General features: G+C 71.4%; 8 protein-coding genes. 6 read left to right on the plus strand and 2 right to left on the minus strand.

The features are described 5' to 3' along the window. Both ADBZ5U_RS02640 and ADBZ5U_RS02645 read left to right on the plus strand, forming a co-directional pair. A partial coding sequence (locus ADBZ5U_RS02640; RefSeq protein WP_526262071.1) for an SDR family oxidoreductase occupies window positions 1-734 on the plus strand: 734 nt, incomplete at its 5' end. Then, a complete protein-coding gene (locus ADBZ5U_RS02645) occupies window positions 734-1,579 on the plus strand; it encodes a MaoC/PaaZ C-terminal domain-containing protein (protein WP_526262073.1) in 846 nt (281 codons plus the stop codon). The genes ADBZ5U_RS02640 and ADBZ5U_RS02645, both read left to right, overlap by 1 nt. Here the strand turns inward: ADBZ5U_RS02645 and ADBZ5U_RS02650 are convergent. After that, window positions 1,576-2,202, minus strand: a complete 627-nt coding sequence (locus ADBZ5U_RS02650) for a TetR/AcrR family transcriptional regulator (protein WP_526262075.1) — start codon at window positions 2,200-2,202, stop codon at window positions 1,576-1,578. The genes ADBZ5U_RS02645 and ADBZ5U_RS02650 overlap by 4 nt on opposite strands. 6 nt (window positions 2,203-2,208) lie before the next feature. After that, on the minus strand, window positions 2,209-3,417 hold the full coding sequence (locus ADBZ5U_RS02655) for a glycoside hydrolase family 3 N-terminal domain-containing protein (RefSeq protein ID WP_526262077.1): 1,209 nt from the start codon (window positions 3,415-3,417) through the stop codon (window positions 2,209-2,211). Window positions 3,418-3,553: 136 nt separating this feature from the next. Here ADBZ5U_RS02655 and ADBZ5U_RS02660 point away from each other — a divergent pair, with 136 nt between their 5' ends. The 4 genes from ADBZ5U_RS02660 to ADBZ5U_RS02675 all read left to right on the plus strand — a co-directional run. Continuing rightward, entirely contained in the window at window positions 3,554-3,727 is a 174-nt protein-coding gene (locus ADBZ5U_RS02660) for a DUF2613 family protein (RefSeq protein WP_526262079.1), read from the plus strand. A 67-nt stretch (window positions 3,728-3,794) separates the two neighbouring features. Then, window positions 3,795-8,030 (plus strand): alpha-(1->3)-arabinofuranosyltransferase domain-containing protein, encoded by a 4,236-nt coding sequence (locus ADBZ5U_RS02665; RefSeq protein WP_526262118.1) that lies wholly within the window; start codon window positions 3,795-3,797, stop codon window positions 8,028-8,030. A 41-nt stretch (window positions 8,031-8,071) separates the two neighbouring features. Then, complete coding sequence (locus ADBZ5U_RS02670; protein ID WP_526262081.1) at window positions 8,072-9,046, plus strand: phosphotriesterase family protein; 975 nt, start codon at window positions 8,072-8,074, stop codon at window positions 9,044-9,046. Further along, window positions 9,047-10,528, plus strand: a 1,482-nt coding sequence (locus tag ADBZ5U_RS02675) for an AMP-binding protein (protein WP_526262083.1), incomplete at its 3' end; no start/stop codon positions are given.

Genomic DNA, 10,528 nt, shown 5'->3' on the forward strand with positions numbered 1-10,528 from the left:
TGGCCGGCAAGGTCGGCATCGTCACCGGCGCGGCCCGCGGCATCGGCGCCACCATCTCCGAGGTGCTCGCCCGCGACGGCGCCCGGGTGGTCGCCGTCGACGTCGAGGGTTGCGCACCGGCCCTCGAACGGACCGCGTCCCGGGTCGGTGGCACCGCCCTGGCGCTGGACGTCACCGCCGAGGACGCCGTCGATCGGATCACCGCCCATCTCAGGGAACACCACGGGGGCCGGGCGGACATCCTGGTGAACAATGCGGGGATCACCCGCGACAAGCTGCTGGCCAATATGGACGAGGACCGCTGGGATTCGGTCATCGCGGTGAATCTGGTTGCGCCACTGCGGCTTACTGAAGGGCTGACGGGCAACGGCAGCATCGGCGAGGGCGGCCGGATCATCGGGCTGTCGTCGATGGCCGGCATCGCCGGCAACCGGGGCCAGACCAACTACGCCGCCACCAAGGCCGGGATGATCGGCATCACCGAAGCGCTGGCGCCCGGCCTGGCGGGCAGGGGGATCACCATCAACGCGGTCGCCCCGGGATTCATCGAGACCTCGATGACGGCGGCGATTCCGTTGGCCACCCGTGAGGTGGGCCGTCGGCTCAACTCGCTCCACCAGGGCGGGGAGCCGGTGGACGTCGCCGAGGCCATCGCCTACTTCGCGAGCCCGGCGTCCAACGCCGTCACCGCCAACACCATCCGGGTGTGCGGCCAGGCACTGCTGGGGGCGTGATGTCGGATCGGACTTCCGGGTTGCTCGGCCTGGCCCGCGCCGCGGTGGGCGCGCTGCCGGTGATCCCCCGCGGCGACAAACCGCCCGAACGGGTGGTGCGGGCCGGCGAACTGGCGATCGACCGCGCGAACGTCGCCCGCTACGCCGCGACCACCGGCCTGCGCTACGGCGCACATGTGCCGATCACCTATCCGTTCGTGCTGACCTTCCCGTCGGTCATGTCGCTGCTGACCGGCTTCGACTTCCCGTTCCCGGCGATCGGCGCCGTCCACGTGGAGAACCGCATCACCTCCCGCCGGCCCATCGCGGTGACCGACACCGTGGGGATCACGGTGCGCGCCGGGAATCTGCGCGAGCACCGCAAGGGCCTGCTCGTCGACTTCGTCAGCGAGGTGGCGGTCGGCAACGACCCGGCCTGGCACCAGGTCTCCACCTTCCTGCACCGGCAACGCACCAGCCTGTCCGGCGAACCCCGACCGGAGCCTGTGCCGGCGCGAAAACTGCCCTCCCCCAACGGGATTCTCCGGATCACCCCCGGCCGGATCCGCCGCTATGCCGCGATCAGCGGTGACCGCAACCCGATCCACACCAGTTCCGTCGGCGCGAGACTGTTCGGTTTCCCCGGCGCCATCGCTCACGGGATGTTCAGCGCGGCGGCCGTGTTGGCCAATATCGAAGGCCGGTTGCCCGATGCCGTCCGGTACTCGGTGAAGTTCGGCAAGCCGGTGGTGCTGCCGGCCGACGCGGGACTCTACCTCGACCGGGTTTCCGGCGGCTGGGACATCGCGCTCCGCAACATGGCCGACGGCCACCCGCACCTGACCGCCGCGGTTCGCGCGCTCTAGGACTCGGCGGCCCGGGCCGAATCCCTCTCCGTAGGCGTGCCCTTCAGACCCCGCCAGAACAGATTGATCAGCAGTTCGGCCGCCTCGTCGACGTCGGCGTCGCCCGCACTGACCCGCGTTCCGACCGCTTCCCCGGCACCCACCAGGGCCACCGCCATCAAGTGAAAGTCGCTGCCCGGCTCAGGATTTCGGGTCCCGGCCTCCAGCAGGCGGGCCACCAGGGCGATGATCCTCTCCCGGCCCTCCCGGACGGTGTGGGCGAAGGCCTGCGAACTGGTGGCCTGGGTGTAGAGCACGATCCAGGACGCCCGGTTGGCGTCGATGTAGGTCAGCACCGACAGGATGGTGCGGCGCAACAACTCCCGCGGCGACTGCTTGAGATCGACATCGGCGCCCACGGCGTCGATGAAGCGGCCCAACTCACGACTCAGGCAGGCGCCGAACAGTTCCTCCTTGGACCCGTGATACAGGTACAGCATCGGCTTGGAGATCCGCGCCTCCGCCGCGATGGCGTCCATCGACGTCTCGTGGTAGCCGTTGACCGAGAACATCTGCACGGCGGCGTCCAGCATCTGCTGCTCGCGCACCGCACGCGGCAACCGCTTGGTGCCACCGGCCGCCATGGCCGCCTAGCCGCCGCCGCAGCGCGCGCTGGGACCCTTGGCCATCCGCAGGATCGAGCCCTCCACGCCCGCCATCGCCAACTCGCCGCCGTTGACCGCCGACTCAAGCCGGTCCAGCACGGCCGGCACCTCGTCGGTGGTGATCCACAGCGCCACGTCGACGCCGGCCTGCAGCGTGCGCAGCACCGCCTCGGCGACGCCGTAGCGCGAGGAGATCGCCGCCATGCTGGACAGGTCGTCGCTGAAGACGGGGCCGTTGAAGCCCGGGCCGCCGTAACCGCCGCTGCGCAACAGGTTCACCGCGGCCGCGCTCAGGCTGGCGGGGGTGTCACCGGTGAGGCCCGGCACCTGCAGATGCCCCATCATCACGCCCACCGGCCCCTGCGCGGTCAGCGTGCGGTAGGGCACCAGGTCACTGTCCATCAGTTGTGCCAGCGGCGGGGTCGTCACAACGCCGGCGGTGTGCGAATCGCCCGACCCGTGGCCGTGGCCGGGGAAGTGCTTGAGCACCGGCAGCACCCCGGCATCGCGCAGGCCGCGGGCGAACGCCCCGGCGTAGCTGGTGACGACGGCCGGGTCGTCGGAGAACGACCGGTCGCCGATCACGGTGTCGGCCCCCTGGTCGGACACGTCCACGACCGGGGCGAAGTCGACGGTGATGCCCATGCCGCGCATCTGCCGGCCGCGGCTCAGCGCGATCCCGTAGACCTCGTCGGGGGTCTTGGTCGCGGCCAGCGTGCGGGCCGGGGGGATGGCCCCGATGATCGACGACAGCCGCGACACCCTGCCGCCCTCCTCGTCGACGCTGACGGCCAGCGGCAGCGGGCCCAGGTTCGAGATGTCCCCGATGGTTCCGTCGGACAGCATCGACAGGTCGGTCCAGCTGCCGATCATGATGCCGCCGACGTGGTGGGTGCCCACCACGGCCCGGGCATCGGAGCCGTTGCGGACACCGACCATCAGGGTCTGCGCCAGCTTGTCCCGGGTGGACATGGCGGCGAGCAACGCCGACCCGGTCCCGCAGGCCGGCGGCGCCGGGGCGGCGGGCGGATTCAGCGGGGCGGACAGCGGCGTGACGCCGGCCGACTCCACCTGGCTGGACGCGGACCCCGACGGGGCTTCGGCTCGCTGCGTCGGCGTCGAGCAAGCCGCCAGGAACATCGGCACGGCCGCGCAAGCCGCCAGGGCGCGAAGAGAGAGCGGGCTGGTAACCATCCGCACATGCTGTCATGACCACGGGCCCCAGCCCAACCGAAGCCCAACCGAGGCCGTCGCCGCGAGCGGCGCCGTGCTAGGTTTGTCCAGCTAGACCACCGTTGGACAGCCGGCCACACGACGAGGAGTAACGCCCATGACCCGCTTTGTGGTGCCCGCCGCCGCCAGCATCGTGGTCGGTCTGCTACTCGGTGCCGCCTCGGTCTTCGGCGCCACACTGATGATCCAGCAGGACACCAAGCCGGCCCTGCAGCCCGGCGACCCGGCTTCGTCGGTGCTCAACCGCGTCGAGTACGGCAACCGCGGCTAGCCTGAGCGCCATCGCCGCCGCGCGGCCTGCCGTCGCGGAGAAGTCTGACGCGGTGAGCGTCCAGCCGTTGCACCGACGCTGGTTGTCCGCCGTCTTCGCGGCCGCACTGCTGCTGTGCTTCCTGCAGGCCCCCGGACTCATCTCCCCGGACACCAAACTCGACCTGACGGCCAATCCCGGGCGATTCCTGTCCCGAGCGGTCAACCTGTGGAACAGCGAACTGCCGTTCGGCCAGGCGCAGAACCAGGCCTACGGATACCTGTTCCCGCACGGCGCATTCTTTCTCCTCGGCGACACCGTCGGCCTGCCCGGTTGGGTGATCCAGCGGCTGTGGTGGGCGTTGCTGCTCACGGCGGGATTCTGGGGGCTGCTGCGGGTCGCCGAAACACTCGGGATCGGCACCCGGACCTCCCGGCTGGTGGCGGCGGGCGCCTTCGCGCTCTCCCCGCGCGTGCTGACCACTCTCGGGTCGATCTCCTCGGAGACGCTGCCGATGATGCTGGCGCCGTGGGTGCTGCTGCCGGTGATCCGTGCCCTCGGACCGGGCGGCGACCCCCGCACGCCGCTGCGGGCGTGGGCCGGCCGGGCAGGTGTCGCACTGGCCCTGATGGGTGCGGTCAACGCGGTGGCCAGCCTGGCCGCCTGCCTGCCCGCGGTGATCTGGTGGGCCTGCCACCGGCCCAACCGCCGGTGGTGGCGTTTCACCGCCTGGTGGGCGCTGGCGTCGGCGCTCGCTGTGGCCTGGTGGGCGACGGCCCTGGTGCTGCTGGGCCGGATCAGCCCGCCCTTCCTGGACTTCATCGAGTCCTCCGGGGTGACCACCCAGTGGACCTCACTGACCGAGACGTTGCGGGGAACGTCGGCCTGGACGCCGTTCGTCGCGCCCACCGCCACCGCCGCGTCATCACTGGTGACCCAGTCGGTGATGGTGCTGGCCACCACATTGGTCGCCGCCGGCGGGTTGGCCGGGCTGACCCTGCGGTCGATGCCGGCCCGCGGGCGTCTGATCACCATGCTGCTGATCGGTCTGGTGCTGCTGACGGCCGGATATTCGGGCGGACTGGGGTCCCCGGTCGCCGGAGTGGTGCAGCATTTCCTCGATGCGGCCGGGGCGCCGCTTCGCAACGTGCACAAGCTGGAACCGGCCATCCGGATCCCGATCGCCCTCGGTGTGGCACACCTGCTGGGCCGGATCCCGTTGCCGGGCAGCGCCGCCCGGCCGGTGTGGATCCGGGCCTTCGCCCACCCGGAGAACGACCGGCGGATGGCGGCCGGCATCGTCGTCCTGACCGCACTGTTCGTCGCCACCTCGTTGGCCTGGACCGGCCGGCTGACCCCACCCGGCGCGTTCCGGGCCATCCCGGACTACTGGCACCAGGCGGCGGACTGGCTCACCGAGAACAACGCGACGGGCCCGACGCCCGGCCGCGTGCTGGTGGCGCCCGGGGCCCCCTTCGCCACCCAGGTGTGGGGTAACAGCCGTGACGAGCCGCTTCAGGTTCTAGGCGAATCCCCCTGGGGCGTAAGGGATTCCATCCCGCTTACCCCTCCGCAGACCATCCGGGCGCTGGACTCGGTGCAGCGGCTGTTCGCGGCCGGCCGGCCGTCGGCGGGGCTGGCGGACACCCTGGCGCGCCAGGGCATCTCCTACGTCGTGTTGCGTAACGACCTCGACCCGGAGACCTCCCGGTCGGCACGGCCGTTGCTGGTGCACCGGGCGGTCGAGGGCTCACCGGGACTGGTCAAGGTCGCCGAGTTCGGCGAGCAGGTGGGGGCCGGCGTGGTCGACGGGTTCATCAGTGACAGCGGTCTGCGGCCACGCTTCCCGGCGATCCAGATCTACCGCGTCGAGGCGGCCGCCGACCCCGGCGCCCCCTATCTCGTCGGGGTCGACGACATGACCCAGGTGGCCGGCGGCCCGGAGTCCCTGCTGCGGATCGATGCCCGGCGCCGTCAACTGGGCCGGCCCCCGCTGGGGCCGATGCTGCTGACCACCGACGCGCACCGGGCCGGGCTGTCCCCCGCCTCCGGGCGCGGCGTGATCGTCACCGACACCCCGGTCGACCGGGAGACCGACTACGGCCGGGTCGACGATCATTCCTCGGCGGTGCGCGCCGCCGGAGACCCGCGCAAGACCTACAACCGGGTGCCGGACTACCCGGTGCCCGACGCCCCGCTGGTACAGGGGCAGTGGACCGGCGCCCGGCTCAGCGTCTCGAGTTCCTCGGCCGACGCGACCACTCTGCCCAATGTCTCGCCGCCCAGCGGGCCGGTCGCCGCCATCGACGGGGATTCGGCGACGGCGTGGGTGTCGAACTCGCTGCAGCCGGCGATCGGCCAGTGGCTGCAGATCGACTTCGACAGTCCGGTCACCAACGCCGCGTTGACCCTCACGCCCAGCGCCACGGCGGTCGGCGCGCAGGTGCGCCGGATCCAGGTCTCCACGGTCAACGGGACGACCACCGTGAGCTTCGACTCGCCCGGCAGTCCGTTGACCGTCGCACTGCCCTACGGCGAGACGCCGTGGGTGCGCATCACCGCGGTGGGCACCGACGACGGATCCTCGGGCGTGCAGTTCGGGATCACCGATCTGGACGTGACCCAGTACGACGCTTCGGGATTCGCCCATCCGGTCGATCTGCGTCACACGGTCGTGGTGCCGCCGCCACCGGCCGGGGCACCGGTGGCCGAATGGGATCTGGGCTCCGAACTCCTCGGCCGGGACGGCTGCGCCGACTCCCCCGACGGGGTGCACTGCGCGGCGTCCATGGCGATCGCCCCGGAGGAGCCGGTGACGTTGAGTCGCACGCTGACCGCGCCGGCCGCGACGGAGGTCTCCCCGACGGTGTGGGTGCGCGCCCGCCAGGGACCGCGGCTGGCCGACCTGATCGCCCAGCCGGGCACCGCCCGGGCGCAGGGAAACGCCGATCTGATCGACGTCGCGGGCTCGGCCTATGCGGCCGCGGACGGGGACACCGAAACCTCGTGGACGGCACCGCAGGGGGTGGCGCAGCACCAGGCCGCCCCGACGCTGACCTTGACCCTGCCCCGTCCGGCCGAGGTCGCCGCGGTGCGGATCACTCCGAGTTCATCGCCCTTGCCCACCCACCCGACGCTGGTCGCCGTCGACCTCGGGGACGGCCCGCAGGTGCGCAGCCTCGGTGACGGCGACGCGGCGCGGACGCTTGCGCTGCACCCGCGGGTCACCGACACCATCCGGATAAGCCTGCTCGACTGGCAGGACGTGATCGACCGGACCGCGCTGGGCTTCGATCAACTCAAGCCGCCGGGGCTTGCGGAGGTCACCGCCATCAGCCCGGCCGGCGCGCCGATCGCGGCGGCGGACGGGGGCGCCAACCTGAGCCGCCGCATCGAGATCCCGTGCGGGCAGGGTCCGGTCGTCGGGGTGGCCGGACGGTTCGTGCAGACCTCGGTGTCGACGACGGTGCAGGCGCTGCTCGACGGCCGGCCGGTGGTGGCGCGGACCTGTGACCCCGCTCCCATCGCACTCCCGGCGGGCGCGCAGGAACTCCTGATCAGCCCGGGTCCGGCGTTCATCGCCGACGGTGCCCAACTTGCCGGTCCGCTGGCCGGGGACCTGAGCCCGGCGACGACGACCCCGGTGCAGGTCACCGACTGGGAGCCCGACCGGCGCCAGATCACCGTGCCGCGGGCTCCGTTCAGCCGGGTGCTGGTGGTGCCGGAAAGCGTCAACCCGGGCTGGGTGGCACACAGCGCCGACGGCGCCCGACTGACCCCGCTGGTGGTCAACGGCTGGCAGCAGGGCTGGGTGCTGCCGCCCGGCGAGCAGGGCGCCGTCACGCTGAGTTTTCCGTCCAACGGGCCGTACCGGACCGGCCTGATCGTCGGCCTGGCGCTGCTGCCGCTGCTGTTGTCGATGGCGCTACTGCCGGCGCGGCGGCCGGCTCCCCCCTACTTCCCGGCCCGGCCCTGGCGGCCCGGCGCCCTCGGGGTGGCCGGCCTGCTGGCGGCCGGCACGGTGATCGCCGGACCGGTCGGGCTGGTGGTGTTCGGTGCCGCGTTGGCGGTTGCGCATGTGCTGGGCAAGCGCCGGCCGACCCTGGACCGGCCGGCCCTGTTCGTAGTTCCCTCCGGCGTGATCCTGGCCGGCGCGCTGCTGTCCCGTCACCCGTGGCGCTCGGTCGACGGCTACATCGGACATTCGGCGTGGGTGCAGTTGTTCGCGTTGATCGGCCTGGCCGCGCTGGCCGCCTCGCTTCTGCCCCTGCCGCGAAGGCGGCGGGCCGGTCGCGCGGACCGTCGTGGAGTCGGACCGTCGTAGAGTCGGACCGTCGTGGAGTCGGACCGTCGTAGAGTCGGAGCATGACCGTCGAGACAGTCCGCGGCCCGATCTCCGGCGAAGCTCTCGGCGTCACGCTGATGCATGAGCACGTGTTCGTGTTGTCCACGGAGATCATGGCCAACTACCCGGAGGGCTGGGGCGACGAGCAGGCCCGGGAACAGGCGGCCGTGGAGAAGCTCAATGCGCTCAAAGCCGCCGGGGTGGACACCATCGTCGACCCCACGGTGATCGGACTCGGTCGCTACATCCCGCGCATAGCGCGGGTGGCCGCCCAGACCGATCTTCACATCGTGGCGGCCACCGGCGTCTACACCTACAACGACGTCCCGCTGTACTTCCACTTCACCGGCCCGGGCACGGTGCTGGACGGTCCGGAACCCATGGTGGACATGTTCGTCCGGGACATCACCGAAGGCATCGCCGGCACCGGGGTGAAAGCGGCAATCCTCAAGTGCGCCACCGACGAACCCGGTGTTACGCCCGGAGTGGAGCGGGTACTGCGTGCGGTCGCGAAGGCCCACCTGGCCACCGGCGTCCCGATCACCACCCACACCCACGCCCACACCCGGCGCGGCCTGGAGCAGCAGCGGATCTTCGCCGAGGAGGGGGTGGACCTGAGCCGGGTCATCATCGGACACAGCGGCGACACCACCGACCTCGACTACCTGGAGGAGTTGATCGCCGCCGGGTCCTATCTCGGCATGGACCGGTTCGGTCTGGACAACATCCTCGGCTTCGACGACCGGGTCGACACCGTGGCCAGGATGTGTGCGCGCGGCCACGCCGGCCGAATGGTGCTGGCCCACGACGCGTCCTGCTACATCGACTGGCTGCCCGAGGCCGCCCTGCCCGTCGTCCTGCCCAACTGGCACTACCTGCACATCCACAACGACGTGCTGCCGGCACTGCGGAAGCGCGGCGTCACCGAGGAACAGATCACCACGATGCTGGTGGACAACCCGCGGGCCGTCTTCACCCACGGGGGCGCGTACTAGATGACGCTGCCCGGAGTGCCGCCGATCGGCACCCAGATGAGCATGCTGGCCGCCGCGGATCCGGACGCACCCGCGCTCACAAACGCGGGCCGCACCGTCACCCGCGGACAGTTGGAGTCCGTCACCAACCGACTGGCCCGCGGCTACGCCGAAATGGGTGTGCGGCAAGGCGATTACGTGACGATCGCGCTGCCGAATTCCATCGAATGGGTGCAGGCCGTGGTGGCGACCTGGAAGCTCGGCGCCATCCCGCAACCGCTCTCACCCCGGCTGCCGGAGGCCGAGTACGGCCACCTGCTGGACCTCCGGGAGCGCGCACTTCTGGTCGGCCGCGCCGACCCGCGCGGGAAGATTCCGTCGCTCCCCGGCGACTGGAATTGCGGCTTGTCGGATTCCGCTCTGCCGGAAGCGGTTTCACCGTCCCTGAAGTCGATGGCTTCGGGCGGGAGCACCGGTCGCCCCAAGCTCATCGAGGCCGGGGGCGACGGCCGATTCCAGGGCGGGGTGGTCGCGGCGATGATGGGCAACCTGCCCGGCGACACCCAGCTGGTGTCGGTGCCGTTGAGCCACAGCACCGGCTTCACCTCCGCCACCATGGCCTTGGCCACCGGTCAGCATCTGGTGCTGATGAGCCGGTTCGACCCGGAGGCGTTCCTGCGTCTGGTGACCGAGCACCGGGTCGACTACCTGGCCACCGTGCCGACGATCATGCAGCGGCTCCTCCCGGTGTACCGCGCCGATCCCGGCCGATACGACCTGTCGTCGATACGCCGGTGGTGGCACCTGGCCGCGCCCTGCCCACCCGCGGTCAAGGAGGCGTGGATCGAGATCCTCGGCCCGGAGGCGGTGTGGGAACTCTACGGCGGCACCGAACTCCAGGCACTGACGTTCATCAGCGGAACCGAGTGGCTGACTCACCGGGGATCGGTGGGTCGGGTGGTCTCCGGGGAGATGAAGGTTCTCGACGACGACGGCGACGAATGTCCCCCGGGGGTCGTCGGCGAGATCTACCTGCGGCCGCGGGAAGGCAGCGGACCCACCTACCGCTACATCGGCAGCACCGCCAAGCAGCGGGACGGCTGGGACTCCCTGGGCGATCTGGGCTGGTTCGACTCCGACGGCTATCTGTACCTGGCCGACCGGCGGGTGGACATGTTCACCGTCGGCGGACGCAACGTCTACCCGGCTGAGATCGAGAACGCGTTGTCCGAACACCCCTCGGTGCTGTCCTGCCTGGTGGTCGGCGTCCCGCACGACGACCTGGGCCAGGTGCCGCACGCGCTGGTGCACAGCGAGACACCACTGGACGAGGCGACGGTGCAAACCTTCGTCGCCGAGCGGCTGGCCGGGTACAAGGTGCCGCGCAGCGTCGAGTTCGTCGACACCCCGCTGCGCGACGACGCGGGCAAGGCGAGGCGCACGGCCGTCCGCGACGAGGTGATCGCCCGGGTCCTCGGTGCCGGATCGCCGGCCCAGGGCCTC

This window comes from Mycobacterium sp. (genome assembly GCF_040398885.1).
Taxonomy (GTDB): Bacteria; Actinomycetota; Actinomycetes; order Mycobacteriales; family Mycobacteriaceae; genus Mycobacterium.